The sequence below is a fragment of the Deltaproteobacteria bacterium genome (genome assembly GCA_016178705.1).
Taxonomy (GTDB): Bacteria; Desulfobacterota; Binatia; order HRBIN30; family JACQVA1; genus JACOST01.
Genome location: JACOST010000033.1, coordinates 46,263 through 68,669 on the forward strand (window position 1 = coordinate 46,263; position 22,407 = coordinate 68,669).

Annotated in this window: 18 protein-coding genes; 8 read left to right on the plus strand and 10 right to left on the minus strand. The window is 64.3% G+C overall.

Features of this window, described 5'->3' with window-relative positions:
- Window position 1 precedes the first annotated feature (1 nt).
- From HYR72_26170 to HYR72_26195, 6 genes are all read right to left on the minus strand, one after another.
- Complete coding sequence (locus HYR72_26170; GenBank protein ID MBI1818485.1) at window positions 2-1,051, minus strand: hypothetical protein; 1,050 nt, start codon at window positions 1,049-1,051, stop codon at window positions 2-4.
- A gap of 271 nt (window positions 1,052-1,322) precedes the next feature.
- Entirely contained in the window at window positions 1,323-2,654 is a 1,332-nt protein-coding gene (locus tag HYR72_26175) for a DUF4056 domain-containing protein (GenBank protein MBI1818486.1), read from the minus strand.
- Window positions 2,651-3,340 carry a two pore domain potassium channel family protein gene (locus HYR72_26180; protein MBI1818487.1) on the minus strand — a complete coding sequence of 230 codons (690 nt, stop codon included), beginning with the start codon at window positions 3,338-3,340 and terminating at the stop codon, window positions 2,651-2,653. Before HYR72_26180 ends, HYR72_26175 begins: the two co-directional genes overlap by 4 nt.
- Before the next feature lie 25 nt (window positions 3,341-3,365).
- Window positions 3,366-4,919, minus strand: coding sequence for an efflux transporter outer membrane subunit (locus HYR72_26185; GenBank protein MBI1818488.1), 1,554 nt, complete (start codon window positions 4,917-4,919; stop codon window positions 3,366-3,368).
- Window positions 4,920-4,995: 76 nt separating this feature from the next.
- Complete coding sequence (locus HYR72_26190; protein ID MBI1818489.1) at window positions 4,996-8,175, minus strand: multidrug efflux RND transporter permease subunit; 3,180 nt, start codon at window positions 8,173-8,175, stop codon at window positions 4,996-4,998.
- Window positions 8,176-8,188: 13 nt separating this feature from the next.
- Window positions 8,189-9,307 carry an efflux RND transporter periplasmic adaptor subunit gene (locus HYR72_26195; protein MBI1818490.1) on the minus strand — a complete coding sequence of 373 codons (1,119 nt, stop codon included), beginning with the start codon at window positions 9,305-9,307 and terminating at the stop codon, window positions 8,189-8,191.
- Window positions 9,308-9,632: 325 nt separating this feature from the next.
- On the opposite strand from HYR72_26195, the gene HYR72_26200 reads away from it, so the two are divergent.
- Window positions 9,633-12,230, plus strand: coding sequence for a PAS domain S-box protein (locus HYR72_26200; protein ID MBI1818491.1), 2,598 nt, complete (start codon window positions 9,633-9,635; stop codon window positions 12,228-12,230).
- A 36-nt stretch (window positions 12,231-12,266) separates the two neighbouring features.
- Here HYR72_26200 and HYR72_26205 read toward each other — a convergent pair whose 3' ends face one another.
- Window positions 12,267-13,235 carry an LLM class flavin-dependent oxidoreductase gene (locus HYR72_26205; protein MBI1818492.1) on the minus strand — a complete coding sequence of 323 codons (969 nt, stop codon included), beginning with the start codon at window positions 13,233-13,235 and terminating at the stop codon, window positions 12,267-12,269.
- A gap of 132 nt (window positions 13,236-13,367) precedes the next feature.
- On the opposite strand from HYR72_26205, the gene HYR72_26210 reads away from it, so the two are divergent.
- The 3 genes from HYR72_26210 to HYR72_26220 are packed head-to-tail and all read left to right on the plus strand — an operon-like array spanning window position 13,368 to window position 14,816.
- Window positions 13,368-13,853, plus strand: coding sequence for a nuclear transport factor 2 family protein (locus tag HYR72_26210; GenBank protein MBI1818493.1), 486 nt, complete (start codon window positions 13,368-13,370; stop codon window positions 13,851-13,853).
- 13 nt (window positions 13,854-13,866) lie between these two features.
- Window positions 13,867-14,328, plus strand: coding sequence for a hypothetical protein (locus HYR72_26215; protein MBI1818494.1), 462 nt, complete (start codon window positions 13,867-13,869; stop codon window positions 14,326-14,328).
- Window positions 14,325-14,816, plus strand: a complete 492-nt coding sequence (locus HYR72_26220; GenBank protein ID MBI1818495.1) for a GNAT family N-acetyltransferase — start codon at window positions 14,325-14,327, stop codon at window positions 14,814-14,816. The genes HYR72_26215 and HYR72_26220 overlap by 4 nt, the downstream gene beginning before the upstream one ends.
- 75 nt (window positions 14,817-14,891) lie before the next feature.
- Here the strand turns inward: HYR72_26220 and HYR72_26225 are convergent, their stop codons facing one another.
- Window positions 14,892-16,211 carry a DEAD/DEAH box helicase gene (locus HYR72_26225; GenBank protein ID MBI1818496.1) on the minus strand — a complete coding sequence of 440 codons (1,320 nt, stop codon included), beginning with the start codon at window positions 16,209-16,211 and terminating at the stop codon, window positions 14,892-14,894.
- Between the two features lie 411 nt (window positions 16,212-16,622).
- On the opposite strand from HYR72_26225, the gene HYR72_26230 reads away from it, so the two are divergent.
- The 3 genes from HYR72_26230 (at window position 16,623) to HYR72_26240 (ending at window position 19,291) form a co-directional block, all read left to right on the plus strand.
- Window positions 16,623-17,624 (plus strand): MBL fold metallo-hydrolase, encoded by a 1,002-nt coding sequence (locus HYR72_26230; protein ID MBI1818497.1) that lies wholly within the window; start codon window positions 16,623-16,625, stop codon window positions 17,622-17,624.
- A 284-nt stretch (window positions 17,625-17,908) separates the two neighbouring features.
- Window positions 17,909-18,403: a hypothetical protein gene (locus tag HYR72_26235; protein MBI1818498.1), complete on the plus strand. Its 495-nt coding sequence runs from the start codon at window positions 17,909-17,911 to the stop codon at window positions 18,401-18,403.
- Window positions 18,404-18,553: 150 nt separating this feature from the next.
- Window positions 18,554-19,291 carry a hypothetical protein gene (locus HYR72_26240; GenBank protein ID MBI1818499.1) on the plus strand — a complete coding sequence of 246 codons (738 nt, stop codon included), beginning with the start codon at window positions 18,554-18,556 and terminating at the stop codon, window positions 19,289-19,291.
- A 40-nt stretch (window positions 19,292-19,331) separates the two neighbouring features.
- Here the strand turns inward: HYR72_26240 and HYR72_26245 are convergent, their stop codons facing one another.
- The gene (locus HYR72_26245) at window positions 19,332-20,534 is read right to left on the minus strand and encodes an FIST C-terminal domain-containing protein (GenBank protein ID MBI1818500.1); all 1,203 of its coding nucleotides are present in this window, start codon (window positions 20,532-20,534) and stop codon (window positions 19,332-19,334) included.
- Between the two features lie 157 nt (window positions 20,535-20,691).
- Here HYR72_26245 and HYR72_26250 point away from each other — a divergent pair, with 157 nt between their 5' ends.
- Complete coding sequence (locus HYR72_26250) at window positions 20,692-21,168, plus strand: MaoC family dehydratase (protein ID MBI1818501.1); 477 nt, start codon at window positions 20,692-20,694, stop codon at window positions 21,166-21,168.
- A 55-nt stretch (window positions 21,169-21,223) separates the two neighbouring features.
- Here HYR72_26250 and ald read toward each other — a convergent pair whose 3' ends face one another.
- Window positions 21,224-22,333 (minus strand): alanine dehydrogenase, encoded by a 1,110-nt coding sequence (gene ald, locus HYR72_26255; protein ID MBI1818502.1) that lies wholly within the window; start codon window positions 22,331-22,333, stop codon window positions 21,224-21,226.
- Window positions 22,334-22,407: the final 74 nt, after the last annotated feature.

The following is a 22,407-nucleotide window of genomic DNA, read 5'->3' on the forward strand; positions in this document are numbered from 1 at the left end:
CTCACTTGTCCTTGAAGCCGGCGCGGGCCTTCTCGAAGATCTCACTGATCTGCTTCGCCATCATGCCGCGCCCGATCGCCTGCTTCGCCGACGCGCCGAAGCCGCCCAGCTGATCGGTGGTCGTGCGGTTCACGTACACCACCACGGTCCCGTCTTCGACCGGAAGGAGGCCGGCGACGGCTTGCGTGTCGTTGTAGCCGGCGCTCACGTAAAAGTCGCGATCGGCGATTACGTAGGCATCGTCGAGCGGCATCGCGAGGCGATGCCGCAGAGCGAAGTTAGGCCGCCCGCTCATCCCGTAGCGGATGCAGAAGAAGTGCTGCGTGAGCCCCGCCGGAATATTCTGCGGATAGTTCATCAGGACATCGTAAAACGCCGCCGCGTATTTCTTGATTCCTGTGGCGGCTTCGGTGGCGCGGCGCAGATCGTCCGCCGGCTGGGACTGCTTGCCTTTGCCACGGTCGTACGGCGCGATGCCCGCCAACCCTTGCGAACGATAGGCGTGGTAGCGACCCAGCAACATCTTTCGCACGGCGTCTTCGACCTGCGGCTGTCCAGCGCCGCCCGCGGTCTTGAGCGTCGCGAAGCTGGAAATCTCGGGCATGGAAAGATTCAACGTGTCGCCGGGCGCCGCGCTGAGATAGCGCTGCGTCTCTTTGTCTCCGCCCGGTTGCAGCACAACCGCCTTGAAATCATCGAGCGTGCCTTCGCCGCTGATCTCGGTGGCCGACTGGACCTGCGGATCGTTGCGGGAGCTCGGCCCCGCTTTGAAGGCGGCGACGAGTTTCTGCACCGGCGTCTTGACGAGGAACACCATCACCACCGCGAGCTCCCGCTCGGATGTTTCCTTCGTGGTCGTGTTGACCAACTCGCCCTTGCGCACCCGTTGCACGTGGTCGGTGCTGAAGCCGAAATCGGCCGCCACCTCGTCCAGCGTCGGCGCCGCGAGCGCCGGCGTACTCGCGCCGCACAGCGCGGCGAAGGCGCACAGCACGATCGTTGCGACCCGTCCACCGCGAGCCGTGCTCTTCCATGTCAATGAATGTTGCATATCTCCTCCTGGTCGAGTCCTCGCCGTGCATCGTGGCGCAGGCGTCTCGCCTGCGATCTCTCATACTCTCCGCAGCACTGTGCAGCCGCGACGGCTGCAGCACAAGCTCGCGGATACAGATTCAACTGGGCTGCGGCCGTGTATTGTGGCGCAGGCGTCTCGCCTGCGTGTTTTCGGCGCCGTCATCATTGCTGCGCGTTGCCCAGCGCCGCAGCCGAGACGGCGGCACAACAAGTTCGCGTGACTTCACCGTTAGGGTTTCCTTCTGTGCTCACTCGCGCTTGCGCGAGGTTTCGTTGGCGCGAGCAGCGGGAAGGCCCGCACCGACGCCCAGCTCGACGTCTGCCGCACGGGCGATCACCGCGACGATCGCGGGAAAATCATCCTGCGTCACCATCGTGCTGCCTGGCTTGGGGAACGGGAATCCGTTCTTGACGAGCAACTCACCCGGATGAATATCGAGCGTCGCCATCTGCCGGAACGCGACATCGCCGATGCGGTCGGAAACGCTCAGCCCGAGGGGCGTCCAGTCATTGTGGCAGGCTTCGTCAAACTCCTTCCTGCCGGCGACCAGCGTCGCGGAGGGCAGCGCGTCCACCAGTTTCCACGGATACAGTTTTGGCCCGATGTTGAAGTAGCGGTGACGCACGAGCTGGACGTCCGGTACACGCTTGGTGGAGTCCCACCAGATGCCATCAACATATTCGAAGGCGCGGCGGCTCGCGTCCCGAGGGAGCGGCCCGAGCTTCGTTAGTGCGTCCTTGAGGAGCGCGGTGGCCGCGCGATTGTATTCCACTTCACTGGGCGCAGCGTGACGACGGACGATCGCACCGGTGATCTTGATGCCCGCCAGGTTCGAGTAGAGGTCTTCCAGCGAGAACGCTGACGGCCGCTCGGAGAACTTCGTCGACGACCAGCCATACCAGGTGGTGATCTCGTGCCAAATGGAGGCCTGGAATGAGAGCCACTCGGCGAGACTGGTGGCCACTTCGCGTAGACCGTAAGCGCGGACAAGACCGGCGTCGAGCGGTTTCACGACGATGTGGCGCTCGGCGCCCTCACCGGTGAGCGGAATCGTTCCCCCGGTCGCCGCGAGGCGCGCGATCTGTGCGGCGAGGTAGAGCGTGCGATCGGCGTTGTCGCGTACGTGGGCGATGTCGACGAAGCCGCCACGACAGGTGTACAGAATACCCGATGCCTCGTCGGAGAGGAGGCGCTCACCGCCGCGTGGTTGCAGCGACACCGTGCCCTTGTTGTACTGGTGCGTCCCCAGATCGTTGATGTCGAGGACGTTCTCGACCTCGTAGCCGGGCACAGGGATGGAGCCGACTTGCACGCCAACGTCGTTGCCGAAGATGCAGCATGGACGCAGGCTCTGGGGCTCGGGGACGTCGGCGATCGCCTCGGAGTCGAGCCCCGAGAAAAACGCAGCGTCCAGTTCCTCGTCACGCGCCGGGTGTTGCGTCGTGTCCCATTTCTCCTCGCAGCCAAACGAGCAGAACACGAGCACGAGAATTCCGAGCAAGCGCCGCTGCCGTTGATTGCGCTCTGCTGGGATCGTACCCATCAACCGGTTCTGTGGTTGGCGAGGGAAACTCTTCATCGCTGCACCTGCTCCTTCGTTCGTCGATCGTACAGCTCCATCGACACCAATCGTGCAAGCAAAATGGCCGGGAAGAGTTGGCCGAAGAGCGCTTCGAGCATGACCAGTGATCGCGCCACCGGATGCGCCGCGACAATGTCGCCATAGCCGACCGTGGTCAGGGTGACGAAGCTGAAGTACACGAAATGCGATGTGAGGTCACCGTTTGAGGTGGTGCTCGCCACCGGCGGCGGAACGAACGCGTCTGGCCAGCGCAGCGCGATGAGTTCGTAGGCGAAGGCCCAAGCCAGGCCGAGCAAGAGATACACCGCCACGGCTCCCTGAATCCGGTTGGATGTAATCGGTCCAGCGCGGAACACTTGCGCCAGCACGACGGCCGCCATGATGCCGCAGAACAGCGACGAGAAGAACGCATCCGCGGCGGCCAGCGACCCGCCCCCGAGCCACAACCGCAGCCACCGCGCGACGAGGTTGGTGAGCACTAAGCTGCCCACCAGGACGGTTGGGAGCGGACTCTTCGCAACCGCCCGAACACCCGAGATCAGGACGAGCGAGAAGAACACGCTCATCAGCGATTGCCCGGTGACTCCGAGATCGCCGAGCGGATCAATTGTGAAGACAAAGATGCCGAGCAACACCAGCAGTACCGTGAGGCTGCGATCGGTCGACCAGAAGCGCCGGAGCATCGGACGCATCTCCACAGGTTGAGAGTTACTCCGGGCGCCCGCCGCCCGGCACGATCTTGTCGAGCGTCTCGCGGCGCATGGGGTACTGCGCGGGATGACGCTGCTCTTCCGCGCGCCAGCCGCCGCCGAGGGCGCGATACAATTGCACGACTGCCACCAATTGCGCGAGCTGCGTGCGCGCCAGCGAGTTCTCCGCTGGAAAGAGCTGCTGCTGGGCTTCGAGCACTTCATAGTATGTGGCCAGCCCGCCAGTGTATCGCAAATTCGAGAGCCGCACGGATTCCTGCAGCGCGGCCACTTCCCGTTCCAACTCCAGCCGCGACTGCGCGAACTTCTGCCGCGCCACTAGCGTGTTCGATACCTCGCCGAGCGCGTTCAGCACGGTCTGCTCGTACGCCAACTTAGCCTCCTCCCACACTGCCACAGTGCCCTTGTAGGAATAGTAGAGACGCCCACCCTGAAAGATCGGTCCCATCAGCGAACCGCCAACCGACCAGACATTGCCCGGGCCTTTGACGATATTTTCCAGCTCCGTGCTCTGCCCACCGTACAACGTCGTGAGCCCGATGCGCGGCAGAAAGTTCGCGATCGAGACCCCTACGAGTGCATTCGCGGCGACGATGTTCTGCTCGGCCTGGAGAATGTCCGGACGCCGTTCGAGTAGTGCCGCCGGCATTCCCGCCGGCACGTCCGGCGCGTTGGCTTGCTCGATGAGGACCATGCCTCGGGCAATCGGTCCCGGGTTGCGGCCGAGCAGAATGCTGAGCTGATTTTCCTTGGAGACGATCTGTCGTTCGAGTTCGGGAATCGTCGCCGCGGTACTCGCGAGTGCGGCGGCGGCACGCGAGGTCGCCAGCTTGTTGCCGACGCCGCCGCGCAGCTGGCGAGTGAAGAGGTCGAGCGTCTGTTGAAATGAATCGCGCGTGCGCTCGGCGATCTCCAGTTCGAGATCCAACTCGCGTAGCTCGAAGTAGGCTTGCGCCACCTCGGTGACCAAGGTGAGGATGACGCCGCGCTGCACGTCCTCGCCGGCGAACAAATTCGCCAGCGACGCCTCGGTGGCGCGGCGAATGCGCCCCCAGACATCGATCTCCCAGGCGAGTTGGAAGGCGCCGAGAAACGCGTCGCCGGTGCCATTCGACCCGATCGGGTTGAATTGCTTGCCGCGTTGCGCCGCCCCTTCGTATCCAGCTTGCGGCAGCAAGTCGGCCCGCGTGACGCCGACCGCGTAGCGCGCCTGTTCAACGCGGAGCGCGGTGATGCGGAGATCGTAGTTGTTGTGCAGGGCATCCTCGATCAAGCGCTTGAGCGCGGGATCTTGAAACAGATCCCACCACGGCAGATCGGCGAGCGAAGTCGCCTCGACTTGAGCGGGTTGCGGCGCCTCGTCTGCGCGATAGGCCGGCGGCAAGTCGACTGGTTGCGGTTTGTAGTTCGGGCCAACGGCGCACGCGGAGAGGAAACAGAAGGAGAGCACAATCGCAAGGAACTGCAGTCCGCCGATCACCGCGCGCACGAAAGTTCCCTCTCCCGGATGGGAGAGGGTCAGGGTGAGGGCGGTTTGACGACCTCGTCTCACCACATCGATCCAAGTTTTCTGCGGCGGGGCGTTCGTGACGAAGGAACGGAGGAGAAGAGACTTCATCTCATCACCCTCACCCTAGCCCTCTCCCATCCGGGAGAGGGGAAGAACTCGCAGGCGTGGCCGGTGCGCTTGCGGCGGTGGCTTTGCGTTTTGCGCCGAGGCCTTGGACGAAGGCGAAATTGCCCGGGATCAAGAAAACTCCGAGCGCCGTGGCCACCAACATCCCCCAGAAGACCGCCGTGCCCATCACGTTCTGCGACGCGGCTCCCGCGCCGCTGGCGATCATCAGCGGAACCACGCCGAGAATGAATGCGAATGCGGTCATGAGAATCGGCCGGAAGCGCAAGCGTGCCGACTCGAGCGCGGCGGCTTCCACGCCCATGCCCTCGTCGTGCTTGGCCTTGGCGAACTCGACGATCAGGATCGCGTTCTTGGCGGCTAGACCGATGAGCATGATGTTGCCAATCTGCACGTAGACGTTGTTGTCGAAGCCCATGAGCCAGATACCGAAGAACGCACCGAGAGCGACCAGCGGAGACCCGAGCAACACCGCCCACGGCAAGCGCCAGCTCTCGTACATGGCAGCGAGCAGCAAGAACACAAACGTGATCGCCATCGCCAAAGTCGGCCCGGCCGGCGGTGCGACTTTCTCTTGGTAGGACATCGAGGAATAGGCGAAGCCCAACTCCTTCGGCATGGTCTGATGGAAAATCTCCTCGAGCGTGGCCAAGGCTTGGCCGGAAGTGTAACCCGGTCCGGGCACGCCGGTGATCTCCACCGAGCGGAAGAGGTTGAAGCGGTTGGTGACTTCGGTGCCCGACTCCGAGGTGATCGTGACCAGAGTCGAGAGCGGGATCATTTCATTCGTCGTCTTACTGCGCACGAAGATGTCGGCGATGTCTTGCGGTTTGCGCCGATAGTCCGCCTCGGCCTGGGTGTAGACGCGGAACAAGCGGCCGAAGCGGTTGAAGTCGTTGATGTAGCTGCCGCCCAGCACGGTCGACATCGCTTGAAAGACCTCGTTCACCGGGACTCCGAGCATGCGCGCCTTCTCACGATCGAGCTGCACGTTGACCTGCGGATAGCGCGGGTCGAACGAGGTAAACACGTTGGCCAGCTCGGGCCGCTTGCGGGCCGCATCGATGAACGTCCGCGACAGCTCACCGAGTTGCGGAACGCTGAGCGCACCGCTGCGGTCTTGCAGCAGGAAGTTGAAACCCGAAGACGCTCCGAAGCCCGAGATGGTCGGCAGATTGAACGGGAAAACGAGCGCCTCCGGAATACGCGCGAACTGCGGCAGCAGGCCGGCCATGATGCCCTTCACATGCAGTGCTTTGCCGTGCCGCTCGTCCCACGGTTTCAAACGCACGAAGAGGGTGCCGAAGTTCGGCTGGTAGGTGCTGGTGACGGCGCCGTAGCCGCCGATCGTTTGATACGAATCGACGCCCTCGGTCTTGCCGAGGATCTCCTCGATGCGGGCGAGCACGGTGCTGGTGCGTTCGAGGGAGGCCGCCGGCGGGAGCTGGACGGCGACGCCGAAGATTCCCTGATCCTCCTCGGGCACGAATCCGGCGGGCAGCGCGCCGCCGAGCAGACCGGCACCGACGACTACGACCCCCACGACCGCGATACTCAGCACCGACCGGCGCACCAACAGCCGCGTCCAACCGACGTAGGCGCCGGTGGCGCGATCGAAGGCGCGATTGAACAGCGCGAAAAATTTTCCGAGCGGGCCGCGCGTCGGCGCCTGGTGCGGCTTGAGGAACATGGCTGCTAACGCCGGTGACAGCGACAGCGCACTGAACGCCGACAGCAGCACTGAGATGGCGATGGTTAGCGCGAACTGCTGATACATCCGTCCGGTCAGTCCGCCAAGGAAAGCCACGGGCACGAACACAGCCGATAGAATGAGCGCAATGCCGACGACGGGACCGGACACTTCCTTCATCGCCTGTACCGTTGCGTCCTTCGGGTTCATTCCGTGTTCGATGTGATGCATGACCGCCTCGACCACGACGATGGCGTCGTCGACGACGATGCCGATGGCCAAGACGAGCCCGAACATCGAGAGCGTGTTGAGCGAAAAGCCGAGCAACGGAAAAAACATGAAGGTGCCGAGCAGCGACACCGGTACGGTGATGAGCGGGATGATCGTTGCCCGCACGTTTTGCAGGAAGATGAAGACAACGAGGGTGACCAGGACGAGCGCTTCGACAAAGGTGTGGACGATCGATTCGATCGACGCCTCGACGGCCGGCGTCGTGTCGTAGACGATCTTGTAGTCCATGTCCTGCGGGAACAGTTCCTTCGCCCGCTTCATGGTGTCGTAAATCGCTTCGGAGGCCTTCAGCTGGTTGGCACCTGGCAGCAGGTAGACAGCCATAGCGCCGGCCTCTTTGCCGTTCAGGCGACCGAAGGAGTTGTAATCCTGCGAGCCCAGCTCCGCCCGCCCGACATCGCGCACGCGGATCTGCGCGCCGGTTTCAATCTCGCGGATGATGATGTTCTCGAACTCCTCGGTGGTGACCAGGCGGCCCGGGGCGCTCACGGTGTAGGTGAACTCCTGGTCCTTCGGCGACGGCGCCATGCCGACCCGACCCGCCGGCGCCTGCAGGTTTTGCTCGCGGATGGCAGCGATCACGTCGGCCGGCGTCAGGCTCAGCTTGGCCAGCTTGTCGGGTCTGAGCCAGATGCGCATGCTGTAGTCAGTGCCGCCGAACAGATCGACCTGGGCGATGCCCGGAATGCGCAGCAATTGATCGCGCAGGTTGATGCCGCAGTAGTTGGTGAGAAACGGCGCGTCGTAGGTGCCGTTGGGCGAGTACAGCGAGATGAGCATCAGGATGCTCGGGCTCATCTTCTTGACCGTCACGCCTTGGGCGGTGACTTCCTGCGGCAAGCGCGCCTGTGCGGAGGAGACACGGTTCTGCGTCAGGACGTTCGCCATGTCCTGGTCGACTCCAACCGTGAAGTTGACGTCGAGCTGCATGCGGCCGTCGCTGGTGTTCGACGACTTCATGTAGATCATGTTCTCGACGCCGTTGACTTCCTGCTCGATGGGCGTGGCCACCGACTGCTCCACCGCGATGGCCGACGCGCCGGGGTAGTTTGCGGTGACGCGAATCGTCGGCGGGGCGAGAAACGGATACTGCTCGATGCTGAGACCGCTCAGTGCGAACAGCCCTAGCAGGACGATGAGGATCGAAATGACGATGGCGACGATCGGCCGCCGGATGAAGAACTCTGCCATGGCCGCGACCGCGCTACTTGCTGGCCGCCGGCTTCGGACTTACGGTGACGCCGTCGCGCACTTTCTGGAGACCTTCGGAGACAATACGCTCGCCGGACTTGAGGCCGTCGTCGATGACCCACAGGTTGCCGACGCGCGGGCCCGGCTTAACCGTGCGCATGGCTACCTTGTTGTCGGCACCGACTACGGCGACCTGATAGGTGCCCTGGATCTCTTGCACCGCACGCTGCGGCACGAGTAGGGCGCCCGGCCGGCTCTCGATCACCGCGCGCACCTTCGCATACTGGCCCGGTCGCAACCGGTTGCCGGGATTAGGGAAGACACTCACGATCGTCATGGTGCCGGTCTTGACGTCGACTTGGCGATTGGCGGCCGATGCCGTGCCCCCGTGCGCGTGAACGTTGCCATCAGCCAGTATCAACTCGAGGGTCGCTTCCTGGTGGTTCGGCTTGTCGAGTTGGATGCGGTCGGCGAGGCGGAGGTACTCTTGCTCGCTGATATTGAACGAAACCTTGATCGGGTCGACCTGCGAGACTGTCGTGAGCACCGAGCTTTCACTGATCAGATCGCCGACTGAGGCAACACTAATTCCGGCGATCCCGTCGATCGGCGACTTCAGCTGCGTCCAATCGACGTCGAGTTGGGCCTTCTCGACATTCGCACGGGCCGCGTCAACCGTGGCCTTGTTAGCCCGGTTGGCTTGCACCGCGTTGTCGAGCTCTTGCCGACTGATCGCCCCCTCGGCGGCGAGCGGCGTATAGCGCGCCACGTCTTGCTGCGTCTTCGTGAGGGCGGCATCGGCGCGGCCGAGTTCTCCCTTCGCCTGATCGAGCGCCGCCTGGTACGGCCGCGGATCGATTGCGAAGAGCAGGTCACCAGTGCGTACGAGCGAGCCCTCGGCATAGTCACGAGATTGCAGATAGCCGCGGACGCGGGCCCGGATCTGCGCGTTGATGTTGCCGTCCGCGGAACCGACCCATTCTTGGTATATCGGGACGTCCTTCTGGATGACGTCGGTCACCACTACTTCGGGCGGGGGTGCGGCGGGCGGCTCGGACTTTTGTTCGCAGGCGCAGAGCTGACACCACGCAATGGCCAGGAAGAGCGATAAGCCGACCTCAGCGCGTTTCATAGGTCACAATCACCCGCGTGATTCTCCTTCTGTCACACTGGACGCAAGATGAAAGTAAGTTGGGGGCACGCAACGTCGGCAAGCCCGTAGCACGGCGGTGCAATCGAGCACAACCTTTTGCCGCGCCTGGCGCCTCACGGCTGGGCCTCAGCGCGGATCGTCGCGCGATGAACGCACAACGCCGGTCCGACGCAGCGGGACGCGCTTGCCGCTTCCGCCACGGTGGCGTCATCCGCGAGATACTCAACGCGCGGCGTCGACATGGTTCACCCTCGTGCACCGAGTGGCATGCCGTTTGCCTCATAGGATAATGGGGAGCACTCGAATGTCCGCTGTTTTGTCGTCCAGACCGCATGAGACCGCGACGCTGTCGAAATCGATCAGCACTCTGGGTGAGGATGGCGGGCGCGATGAGTGGCGAGGTCGTCACGAGTCCTTGCTGATCGATCGCTTCCGTTCCGGATCATGGATCATCCTGTACGGCCTGATGTTGTTCGCGATCGGCGACGTGTGGCGCCAGGTTCCCGCGATGCGCGAACTGCTGCTGATCAAACTTGGGCAGATTGCCGCGGTCGTGGTTCTGCTGCTGGCCCTCGAACGCGCGAATTGGGCTCGGCACGTGCGACTGTTGGCCGCGATCGGCAGCGCCATTCTGTTTGTCACGATGGCGGAATCGGGCATCCTGCGACACGAGGTCGTCGTGCTGCCAATGCTGGCGGCCGTGTTTCTCGTGGTCCACGCGATCACGTTTCCGTGGGGTGCCTACTGGCAATTCGGTGCGGTCGTCAGCGCGACCGCGGCGATTCTCTGGAACGTCCACGCCGTGAGCGGGTCACTCGCTCCGATGGTGGGCTATCCGGCCGCGGTGCTGGCGGTCGCCTTGGGTGCGTCGATCTACGTCGCGGCGCAGCTCGAAGGCTTTCACATCACTGTCGAGCGTCAGAACGCTGCGCTGCGTTGGCGTTCGGCGGCGTTGGAGTCGGCGGCCAACGGCATCGTCATCACCGATCTGGCCGGAGACATTGTGTGGACCAACCCCGCCTTCAGCGATCTCACCGGGTACACTTCCGCCGAGGTGATCGGGCACAACCCGCGCATTTTGAAATCAGGAAAGCAGGAACCTGGATTCTATCGAGACTTGTGGCAGACGATCACGTCCGGCCGGGTCTGGCGTGGTGAGATCATCAACCGGCGCAAGGACGGCAGCTTCTACAATGAAGAGATGACGATTACGCCGGTGCGCCACGCCGACGGCGAGATCGTGAACTTCATCGCCATCAAGCAGGATGTGAGTCGGCGCAAGCAAGCCGAGGACGCCTTGCAACGGAGCGAGGAGCACTTTCGCTCCCTGATCCAGAACGGCCTCGATTTGATTTCGGTCCTGGATACCGATGGACGCTACCACTATGCGAGTCCGTCCCATGAACGCATCCTCGGCTATCGTCCGGAAGAATTGATCGGGAGGAATGTGTTCACGCTTGTGCATCCAGACGACCGTCCAACGGTGCTGGTGGCGTTTGCGCGAGGCACGACGCACCCCGGCACGAGCAGCGGGGCCGAGTTTCGCATACGACACAAAGATGGCTCGTGGCGCTATCTGGAGTCGGTCGGCCAGATGCTCGATGCCGAGCATGCGCTCGGGATCTTCAACTCACGCGACATCACCGATCGCAAGCGCGTGGAACTTGAACTCGAGCACGCCCGGCAGGTGGCGGAAGCAGCGAACCGGGCGAAGGGTGAGTTCCTCGCCAACATGAGTCACGAGATCCGGACGCCGATGAACGGCATCCTTGGGATGATCGGGCTCGCCCTCGATCTCCCGATCAACCACGAGGTGCGTGAGGACCTGGAACTGGCGCGGTCCTCCGCCGAGTCGCTCCTGACCGTGATCAACGACATTCTCGACTTCTCCAAGATCGAAGCCGGTAAACTCGTCCTCGATCCGATCGACTTCTCGCTGCGTGCGATGCTCGCCGAAGTGATCAAGACCTTCGGCGTGCGCCAAAAGGGATTGGCGCTCACTGCCACGGTGGCGCCCGAGATCCCCGACTCTCTGGTGGGCGATTGCGGACGCTTGCGACAGGTGCTCGTCAATCTGCTCGGCAACGCGATCAAGTTCACCGCGCAAGGTGAGGTCGCCGTGCACGTGGCAATGGCCGAACCGGACCTTCAGCCTGCAACCTTGCCGACGCGCGCGGGCGCATCGGCGATCGACGACGATGGTGAGGTCGTCCTGCATTTCAGTGTGCGCGACACCGGAGACGGCATTCCCGCGGAAAAGCATCACGCCATCTTCAACGCGTTCGAGCAGGCGGATGGATCGACCGCGCGCAAGTACGGCGGCAGCGGCCTCGGGCTCGCGATTGTCGCTCGGCTCGTGCAGGTGATGGGGGGCCGCGTTTGGCTGGACAGCGCGATGGGTCAGGGCAGCACGTTCCACTTCACCGCGCGCCTTGGCGCCGGCAGGCAGATCGCTGAGGGCCGTGTGGACGCGGTGTCGCCGCCTCTGCCCGCGATACCGCCGCTGCGAATCCTGCTCGCCGAGGACAACATCGTGAACCAGACGCTGGCCGTGCGGTTACTCGAAAAGCGCGGCCACTTGGTTATCGTGGCGACCAACGGGCGCGACGCGTTGGCCGCCTTTGACCGTGCGCCGTTTGATGTCGTGCTGATGGACGTGCAAATGCCCGAAATGGACGGATTCGAAGCCACCGCCGCGATTCGCGAACGTGAGCGCGGTACCGCGGCCCACGTGCCCATCATTGCCATGACCGCTCACGCCATGAAGGGCGACGAAGAGCGCTGCCTCGCGGCCGGCATGGATGGCTATCTGTCGAAACCAATTCGCTCCCAGCAGTTGTACGAAACCCTTGCGTCGGTGGCTCACACCGACGCCCGCCGATCGCAGCGGCTCGCGTCGTAGTGGCGCGCGCCGCTCGGATACTCGGTCTTCCACTGCTCACTTGAGTCGCGGCAGGACCTTTTGCTCGAATAGTCGCAGGCTCTCCCAACCTAGGTCGGGCGCGATGCCGCCCATGAGCGGGTGGAGCAGAACCCGGCCGAACTCGTGCGCGATGGCGACACATTCGTCGGGTGTGACGACGCGATAGACGTCGCTCTTGCGGATGTCGTCGAGTGTCTGTGCGGCGTCGTGGACCTGCGAGCGCTGCCCGGGCGTTTGCCACGCGGCGTACGTTTGCGCGTCATAGAGCGCGTGCGGCGCGATGCGGACCCAGTCACGCTCGGGATCCGCGCTGACGTGTACGAAGCCGGGACCGCCCGGCAAGCTGACGAAGCCACCGGCAAAGCCCACGCGCGCGCACTCGTCGTTGTAGATCGCGGCGAGCTGGGGATCGCCGATCGCCGGTGCGAAGCCGCAGTGTAACCGCGCGGCCCGGCGCGCTGCCTTTTCGGTCGAGCCACCGATCATGATCAGCGGCTGACCCTGGGGCTTCGGCAGCACACGGATCGTCCGTCCGCGCCACTCGAACGCTTCGCCCGTCCATGCCTTGCGCATGACCTCGATGTACTCATCGAGCAATCGGCCGCGTTGCGCGCGGTCGACGCCGGCCATGGCGAACTCTTCGTAGCGATAGCCGAGGCCGGCGATGAAGGTCAGCCGGCCCGGGCTGATGAGATCGATGGTGGCCACCTGTTCGGCGACGCGGATCGGATCGTGCAGCGGCAGCAGCATCGCGGCGATGTTGATCGAGATCCGCTTGGTGCATCCGGCGATGGCGGCGGCCACCGTGAGCGGCGAGGACATGAAGCCGTCTTCGACGCCGTGGTGCTCGGACAGCGCGACGAAGTGCAGCCCGAGTTGGTCCGCCCATACGCACTGCTCGAGGCAGGCGCGATACTGTGCGGCATGCGTGGTTGAGCTGAATGGGGGAACGCGCAAATCGTAGCGTAGGCCGATCATGATCATCGTAGGGTCTCCTTCGGGTGGTCGAACGGCCGCGGTTGTATGGCGTCGTCTCGCGCGCGTCAACGCTGCTACGGCGATTCCCCTCGCACCCCAAAGTGGGCTACACGAGCTGTCACCGACACGGAGGACCGAATGACCACTCTCGATGAACTCGCAGCGCGGATTGGCAAGTTGGAAGATATCGAGGCGATCAAACAGCTCAAATACAAATACTGGCGCTGTCTCGATCAGAAGCGCTGGGATGAGATGGCGGAGTGCTTCACTGCTGACGCCACCGTCAGCTACGGCGGCGGGAAGTATCGCTTCGCCGGCCGCGCTCAGATCATCGAGTTCTTGCGCAGCGCCATGGGCGTCGAATCGGGCACCATCGGCATTCATCACGGCCACCACCCTGAGATTGAAGTCACCAGCCCGACAACAGCGCGCGGCTGCTGGGCGCTGCACAACTACTTGCTCAATGCGCCGCAGCAGCGCGGTGTGCGGGAAGGCGCCTTCTATGAAGACGAATACGTGAAGATCGGCGGTGCGTGGAAACTCCAGCACACCGGCTACACCTACGTCTTCCACGAAGAGTGGAGCCGCGCCGACACGCCGAGCATTCGCGTCACCGCACCATGAATCGGAGGCCGAGATGAGTTCCCGCTTGCAATCGCTGTTGATCGCCCATGGCGCGCTGGTGTTCCTTGCCGGCCTGCTCGCGGGTTTTCCGTTCGCCTTTCTCCTGCTCGGCAAGATCGTGCTGTGGCCAATTCCGGGATCGATCGACGTGACGATGCCGGGCGACGTGCGCGGTTGGCGGATGGCGCACCTCGAAGGAATTCTCAACGGCCTCACGCTGTTTGCCGTGGCCGCGATCGGCGCGCGGCTCACGCTCTCCGAGCGGGCGCAGAAGACAATCGCGTGGTCGCTGATCGTGACCGCCTGGGGAAACGTGATCGCCTCGATCATCGGCCCAATCTTCGGTGGCCGCGGCCTGGCGTTCGGCGACGGCGTCGCGAATAGTCTGATGTACCTGCTGTTCGTCGCCGCGATCGTGGCCGTCGTCATCGCGATGTGGCTGGTTTTCGTTGGCGCGCGGCGTCGCGCACGATGAACGGTTCACTCGATATCCGTCCGGCGAGTCGAAGCGATTGCGCAGCGCTCGTCAAGCTCATGCGGGCGCAATTCCGTGAGCACCACATCCGTCTCTCCGGTGACGTGATTGCTCACGTCATTGACGGTGCATTGCGGCGCCCGGCGTGGGCGCGACTGCTGGTGGCGACCAGCGGCGGCAAGCTGGTGGGCTTCGCCGCGCTCTCGTTCATGTGGACCTACGAGCACGGCGGCCGCTCGGCGTGGCTCGACGAGTTGTACGTCAAGCCGGCCCACCGCGACCGCGGGATCGGACGAAAGTTGTTACAGGCTGCCTATCGCGTGGCCGCGAAGGCCGGTGCCGCGGCGCTCGATTTGGAAGTGGACGCGGGGCATCGCGACGCCGAGCGACTCTACGCTCGCGAGGGATTCCACGCGCTCGGCCGCCGGCGCTGGTCGCGGCATCTGCAGCGTGGACCAGCGGTGAGAGCTTCACGGCGCCCGCGCTGAGTCCGCTTACGCAGCAGCGTCCGACGGTGAAGATCGGAGCGAGCGCCGCTCGCTCCGATCCATGTCGAGAACTACCTAGCGGGCGAATCGGCTCTGCGAGCGCGGTCGCCGCGGCCGCTCGTTGTCGAATTTGCGGTGACGGGCGGCGAAAGGCGCACGGGGTGCGCGCTCGCCATCCAAGTGATGTGATGCCGGCCGCTGTGCCGGTCCGTTCGGTGTGTGAGCGCGCGGGTGCGTCGGCGGCAGCGGCGCCGCCATCGACGCGGGCACCGCTTGGCGTTGCAGTGGCCGTCCGATGTGGCGCTCGATGGCGTGGAGTTGGCCGCGCTCTTCCGGTGCGGCGAAACTCGAGGCATGGCCATCCTTGTGCGCGCGCGCGGTGCGACCGATGCGGTGGACGTAGTCGTCGACCGTTTGCGGCAAGTCGAAATTGATCACGCGCGCGATGCCGGCGACATCGATGCCGCGCGCGGCGATGTCGGTCGCCACCAAGATCCGGTAGCGGCCGTTGCGGAATCCATCGAGCGCTTCGCGTCGCTGTGCCTGCGTGCGATCGGCGTGAATGCGTTGCACCGAGTGCCCCGCATTGTCGAGCGCCCGTGCGAGGCGGTCGGTGCGATGCTTGGTGCGCGCAAACACCAGCATGTTGCCCGCCGTGCCGTTGCCTGGCGCGGAGCCGTTACCGTGCTGGATCAGTGACAGCAGCAGTGCGGTCTTGTCTTCGCCCCGAACTAGATAGACATCTTGCTCGGCGCGGCTCGGGGTCACCGTCTGCGGTCCGGCCTGCACCCGCACCGGCTCGCGCAGATGCATGCGAGCCAAGGCCGTGAGGTTGGCGGGCATGGTGGCGGAGAACAGCATCGTCTGTCGCGGCGTGGGCAGGGCTTCCATGATGCGATCGAGCTGAGGTTTGAAACCCATATCGAGCATGCGATCGGCTTCGTCGAGCACGAAGATGCGCAAGTTGCGGAGCATCAACGTGCCGCGCTCGATGTGATCGACCAAGCGGCCGGGAGTGGCCACGATGATCGATGGCCGATTGCGCAGGTCTCGCAACTGCGGGCCATAGGGGACGCCGCCGACGACGAGCGCCGTGCGCAAACCGCTGCCCAGGCGCTGCGCCCAGCTAAGCGTCTGTTCGGCCAGCTCGCGCGTCGGTGCAAGCACTACGGCGCAGCCGCCGTTGGCGCGCAGGCGCTCGACGATGGGGATGATGAATGCCGCGGTTTTCCCGGTGCCGGTTTGCGCCGAGCCGATGACATCGAGTCCGGCCAGTGCCGGCGCGATGGCGCGTGCCTGAATCGGCGTCGGGGTAGTGTAACCCGCGGCGCGCAACGCGTTGCGCATGAGCGGGGACAGCGAGAAATCTTCGAACGTTGATGCTTCTGAATTCACGAGTGGAGTATCCTTTCCTCGTTACAATGGCGCCGATAGGCAGCCCGGAGGCGCAAATAGCCGGGATCACCGCTGACGCGCTCAGGCGCGTCGCGATCAAATTTATTGCGGCTAGTGCGGTCTACCGAAAGGTTCGGAGGCAGGGCAGGGAAGCGACAATAAACAGGACGCCCTTCTAGCAGCATGCAACGGCGAAGTCGAGGGGGGGCCGATCCGAAGAAAAATGGAACCGCCGATGAACGCCGAACAAAGCGGAGGAGAAACATCGAATTCGCGATTTCATCAGCATGAAGCCTATGCGGAGGTCATCAAACGTCCGGGGAATCCGCATCGGCGTTGATCGGCGTACATCGGCGGTTTCGTCCTCCGCCTCTTGTCCCAAGCGTGTGGTGGCGTACAGTCGGCGTACTCATGCCACGGACCCCTCGAATACTCGCACTCGCATTGCTGCTGTCGGCGACCGGGGCGCTGAGCGCTGGCGCGCCGCGTGACGGCGATCGGTTCGTCAATCTCGCCGGCCCGCGAGAGCGGCCTGGCGTCCTCACGATGTGGCCGTTCCTGCTGCGCAAGGCGTGGACCTCGTTGGTGCCGCGCGACGGTGCGGCGCAGTGGGTTCCGTACGATCACGATGCGGTGGCGCACAACCCCAGCCTCACCTGGATCGGCCACTCGACGATGTTGGTGCGCATGGATGGCGCAACGTTCCTGACTGACCCGATGTTCTCGGAGCGCGCCAGTCCGGTGTCGTTTCTGGGCCCGAAGCGCCGCGCGCCGCCGGGGATTCCGCTCGCCGAACTGCCGCCGATCGATTTCGTCACCTTGTCGCACAGTCACTACGATCACACCGATCTGCCGTCGATCGCGGCGCTGGTGCAACGCGGCGCGCTGTTCATCGTGCCGCTGGGAATGGGTGAAGTGGTCCGCGATGTCGGCGGGCAAGCGATCGAACTCGACTGGTGGCAGTACGCTGAGATCGGCGCCGTTCGCGTGCATTGCGTACCCGCGCAACATTTCTCCGGCCGCACGCTGACGGATGCGAACCGTCGCTTGTGGGCGGGCTGGGTGGTGGAAGGGCCGACGCGCCGCTTCTACCACGCCGGCGACACCGGCTACTTCGACGGCTTCGTGGAGGTCGGCCGGCGTTTCGGAACGATCGATTTGGCGGCGTTGCCGATCGGCGCTTACGAACCTGAGGCGATCATGCGCTTCGTGCACATGAATCCCGAAGAAGCCGTGCACGCGGCGCTGGACCTGCACGCGGCGCGCGCCGTCGGCATGCACTACGGTACCTTCGATCTCACCGACGAACCGCTCGACGAACCACCCCGCCGCTTCCATGCCGAAGCAACACGCCTCGGCCTCGCGCCCGATCAGGCGTGGACGCTCAACGTGGGCGAAACCCGCGCGTGGTGAACACGACGGCGTCTTGAAGAAGCTGAGCGGCGCCTTGAAGAGGCCGAGATGGTGCGCCTCGAGGTAATCTTCCACTGCAGGTGGGTGTGCTCGCCGTTGGGGTGAACGCGAAGAACCGGTCGCGTCGTCGCCGGCCGCACGGCCAACCGACCTTCTTCGCGGCGGGCAAGCCGTTGGTGTAGCGTGCGGGTCGCTGCCGCGCCGGCAATGCGCGATCTCGGCGCACTGTTGGTGATGAACGAGGAGATTCACTCGGCGCCTTCGTCTCGAAACGCAACGGCCTCGTGCTGGCCGCGTTCGCGTCACGCGGCGCCGGCCCACTCGGTCGAGTTTACAACGGCACGCCAATGCTGCACATGCGCCCGGCGACGCGGTGCTGCGTGCTTGCACCACGGCTCGACGAAGCAGTCGCGGTGGTGCGCGTGTTGAGCGGCGATCAGGTGAGTCTTGCCGAAGCCCTCGCACGGCCGCAGCTGCACGGACTTGTGATCGAAGGATTTGGTAGTGGCCGCATCCCGTCCTCATGGTGTGACACTTTGGCCGCAGCGGTGAAGCGGGACCTCGCTGTGGTGCTGACTTCGCGCACTGGCGCTGGCGCCATCGGCGATCCGTACGGCTACGACGGCTCAGCGACGAGTCTGCTGCGGCTCGGGCTGATTCCTGCACACGACTTACCTGCTCACAAGGCGCGGCTCCTGTTGATGCTGGCGCTCGGAAACGGGTTGAGAGGCGAGGAGTTGCGAACGCATTTCGCCGCGGTTGCTTCAGCCTCGGGATAGCAAGGGAGAGCTACGGCGCGTCACCGCCGCGTCGGGCGGCGGCAATTTGTGTCCGATCGGCCTCGACAGATCGCACAGCTTCTGTCTTGGCCCGGCGAGCCGCCTGTGGCACCGGCCTTGCACCCTACCGGGCTCACCAAGGAGGTACAGATGGCAATGAGCGAACCAGTTGCAGCCACCTGGTTTTCGGGTGGCCTCTCGTCGAGCAGTGGGAGTGCGAAGCAGCGCCATGACACGATCGTCCTGGTGCAATGGGCGCTGGCGATCGCTTGCGCCTATCTTGTCCTATTCAGCAGCGGATCACCGGGAGAGGTCGGGCTGGGCGCGTTGGTCATCGTGGCCTTTCTCGTTGCCAACCTGGTGGTGGGCCGGTTGCGGCCCGCAGTGGTGACCTCACCGCAGTTCAACCTGGGGGTGGCGGTGCTCGATACGGTGCTCATCACCATCTCGTTGTATGCGGCGGCACAACTGTCGATCGAGTTGGTGGTGTTGTGTCTCGGCATCTTGATTATGGCGGTCGCCGGGCTGCGATTGGCAGTGATCGCCGCGGCCAGCGCCGGCATGATGCTGGTGTATGCGGCGATCGTAGCGGTCACAGGCAGTGAATCGCTGTGGGCGTCGAGCACGCTGCTGCGCGTGCCGTTCCTGTTCACCGCGGCGATTACCTACGCCTGGTTGGTGGAAGTCGGTCGCAACCAAGCCGCCGAGGACCAGCCGGCACCGGCGCGTATCATTCGGGAACTCACCGGCGACTTGAGCGCGCAACGCGATGCAATCGCGCGCTGCCAGACCGCGGTGGGGAAGGGCGCAAAGACCACGGCGGAGACCGCCCTGCTCGAGATCGCCGTTCAGAACGAGACGATGCAGGCCAAGCTGGTCAACGTCTAGACCCATCGGCCCCGCTCCGCGGCGGGGCCGCGTCCCTCCCTCAGTCACTCAGCCGACGGCGAAACACGCCGAACGAACTCGTGTACCCGTGCAGGAATGAGCTGCCGTGCACCGGGCCGATCTCGCCATTGCAGAAAAACCCGCCGAGCGGAACGTCTCCGATGTGTTGGCGAAAGGCATCGGTGTCGTGGTCTGGACGGCCGTACAAGTGCGCCCCCCGACCGAGGCATGAGAACAGCAGCGCCCCACGCGGCCGCGCGGTCGACAGTTGGGTGCGATAGCGGCTGAGGAGCTGACGCAGATCCTCGCTTGAAGTCTTGGCGTCACGCAGGTGAAACTGCACGACCGAGTTCTCGCGCAGCAGCGCGCCGACGGCGAGCGCAGTGCGCGTCGGATCGGTACCGATCAAGTTGCGAATGAGAAAATCGCCCTGACGGTACTGCTGCTGGTGCTCGCTCATGACGATGCCGAGGAAGAGCGAGTGCTGGATCAGCGCTTGGTCCTCGGGTTCGAGTTGTTCGTAGAGATCTTGCAGCACCTGCATCGCCGGCTGGCCGTCCAACTCCCACAACAAGTTCTGCTGACAACGGGTGATGAACATCGGTTGCCCGATCGGCCGGCAGCCTTGGGCGACGATGGTGTCGACCGCGATGTCGCCGCTCAGGGCCACACCCACGACGCCGGCTCGGTGCAGCGCGCGGCCCAGGAAGAGTGCGTTCGCCCCGGGTTGCTGCGCGCCGCTCGCGAGTCCGCCGAGCTTGGTGCTGGCCGGATACGCGCGATCAAGGCCGCGCAAAAGCACCTCCGAGTCGATGCTGAACGGATCGGGCAGCAGGAGGAAGTGCGGCGTCGCATTCGGATCGATTGCGTTCGGTACAGCGAGCGACCGCTCCCACGCGGCAGGTGGATCGTTGGGCGTCGGCATTGCTCCCGCATCGACATGGAACGGAGCCACATCAACCCCTGGCAGCGTCGCGGCGGTGAGCGAGACGCCGGGACGTTGCTCGATCTCCTTGCCGCCGCCGATCACACCGCCGGCCGAACAGCCGAGCAGCAACCCGTTGCCAAATTGAGCGGCGATCAATTCGGGTACGCGCTCGTACTCGCCATGGTGATGCGCCGAAATGAACGCCAGGATCAGATCGGGCGTGGCACCGCCGAGCTGAAGTCGCAAGGCGGCGCCGGCATCGGCGATGGCGGTGGCGAGTTGCGGAGCATCGGAAACGGTCGAGGCCCATTTCATGGCGGCGGCTCTCCTCGCGCCCATTCTACACACTCGGCGAGCGCTTGGCAGCGTGCAATCGCCACCCCGTTGAAATAGCGGGCGCCACTGTGGCAAACGACCTTAGTCGACCGCAGCCCAATCACGGCGGCGAACATCTGGGAAGGAGACGATCACGATGGAACAAATTCGTTTCGATGACATTGAAGGACTGCGCAAGCACGTCAGTGAGGAATTCGGCGACTGGGGGCCGGACACCGAGGTCACGCAAGACATGATCAACAAGTTTGCGGAGATCACCGGTGACCACCAATGGATTCACGTCGACGTGGAGCGCTGCAAGCGCGAGAGTCCGTTCAAGACGCCCATTGCGCACGGATTCCTGACGCTCAGCTTGTTGCCGACGCTGCGCTCCGGCGCCAAGTTCGCCATCAGCGGCTACGGCAACGCCACCAACTACGGCGCCGATAAGCTGCGCTTCGTCAGCCCGGTGCCTGCCGGCAGCAAGATCCACGCGCGTTCGCGGCTAGTGGCCGTCGATCCCAAACCGAAGGGCACGCAGATCACACAAGAGATCGCCGTCCACGTCGCCGGCAGTGACCGTCCGGCGCTGCTCTACACGATGCTGGTCCTCTATCACCCGGCGATGAAGTAGGGCGGACGACGCTGCCGCGGTCGGGGCGGGTACGAGGCCCGCTGCGACCAATCCATCACAGCAGTCGCTGCACCGGCGTGCATTCCAGCCCGAACGTCTCGGCGACGCCGGGGTGGGTGATGTGGCCGGCCAAGGTGTTGACGCCGCGTTGCAGCGCGGCGTCGCCGTGCACCGCGCGGCGCAGACCTTGGTTGGCGAGTTCGATCGCGTACGAGAGCGTTGCGTTGGTCAACGCATAGGTCGAGGTGTGCGGCACGATGCCGGGCATGTTGGTCACGCAGTAATGGACGACACGCTCGGCCACGTAGATGGGGTCGTGGTGCGAGGTGGGTCGCGAGGTTTCGGCGCACCCACCCTGGTCGATGGCGATGTCGACAAACGCGGCGCCCGGTTTCATCCCGCGCAACAGCTTGCGCGTGATCAGCTTGGGCGCCTTGGCGCCGGGAATCAGCACCGCGCCGATCACCAGGTCGGCGGTGGTCACTTCTTCCTCGATGTTGGCCGGGTTCGACATCACCGTGGTGACGTGGCCGCCCAGGATGTCGTGCATGTAGCGCAGCTTCGCCGGGTTCTTGTCGATGATGCTGACGTGCGCGCCAACGCCGACGGCGACCTGGCACGCGTTGGCGCCCGCGACCCCGGCGCCGATGACGACGATCTTTGCCGGTCGCACGCCGGAAGCGCCGCTCAGCAACACGCCGCAGCCGCCGTTCTGTGCTTGCAGACACCACGCGCCGACTTGAATCGAGAGTCGTCCGGCGACTTCGCTCATCGGCGCGAGCAGCGGCAGTGCGCCGTCGTCGAGCTCGATGGTTTCATAGCCGATTGCGGTCACCTTCTTGCGCTTCAACTCGCGTGTCAGTCCCTCGACCGCCGCGAGGTGCAAGTAGGTGAACAGGATCAGCCCCTCGCGCAGATACCGATACTCCGCCGGCAGCGGCTCCTTTACCTTGAGAATCATCTCCGCGCCTCGCCACACGTCTTGCCGCGACGCGATGTGGGCACCGGCGGCGCGATAGCGCTGATCCGGGATGCCGCTGCCCAACCCGGCCCCGCGCTCGATCACCACGCGATGCCGATGCGCGACCAACGCGCTGACGCCGCTGGGCGTGATGGCGACGCGATTCTCTTCCGCTTTGACTTCCTTTGGGACGCCGATGATCATGGGCGGAGAATAAATCGCCACTCGCAAAACGTAAAGCGCGTCTGCGTCCGTTTGAATGGCGGCGTCCACCTTTA